Here is an 871-nt window from a genome sequence, read left to right on the forward strand (position 1 = left end):
GGCGCGCTTCGAACTCAAGCTGAACCCCAAACGTGAAGTGGTCGAGATCGTCCTGCCCACCGAGGAGAACGCCAGCTGGCGCTTCGACTACCTGGAGGTGCGTGGCCTGAGCTGCATTCAGGAGGTCAAGACCCCGGTCGGCGGGCGCGAAACCATCGAGTACCTGGACACCGGCCATGCCTACCCAGGCAACAGCGGCCGGGCGAACCTGCCGCGGGTGACCCGCCATCAACTCTTTCCCGGCTTCGAGCAGCCGCCGATGGAGGTGAGGTACGACTACACGCTGGAAAACTTCATCGGCAACGGCGCTAACATCAGTTGGGAGAGCAACGGCCTGGACCAGTTGTACAAGGCCGATCGCGGCTACACCTACGGCTCCACCGCCCAGCATAAAGTTGCTGGTGTGACGGTGCGCACGGTGCAGCGCACCTTCAATAGCTTCCACCTGCTCACCGAAGAAACCACCACCCAGGGCGATTGCGTGCAGCGGGTGACAACCACTTACCACACCATCGCCGGCTCCTTTGAGCAGCAGCCGGCGTACTTCCAGTTACCCAAGACTGTGGAGAAGCGCTGGGAACTCAAGAGCGACGCCACCCAAGCGCGCAGCGAAACCCTGACCACCACCTACGACAATTTCGGCAACCTGCTCGAAGAACGGCAGCACAACGGTATTCGCACCGTGCATGAGTACTACCCGGCCACCGGTTACGTTGATGACGACGGTAACGTTCAGTGCCCCGCCGACCCGCAGGGTTTTGTGCGCAACCTGCGCAGCAAAACGGTGCACCCGGCCGAGGGCCATGAAGGTCAGGCACCGGTGCTGCGCACTAGGTATCGTTATGTGGAACTGCCGCCACTGATCAATAGC

At 61.5% G+C, this 871-nt stretch carries 1 pseudogene; it reads left to right on the forward strand.

Annotation, left to right across the window (positions count from 1 at the left end):
- Window positions 1–871, forward strand: a pseudogene (locus ACZRJQ_RS22005) (sugar-binding protein); the annotation flags it as partial.

It is taken from the genome of Pseudomonas sp. E315 (assembly GCF_055406205.1).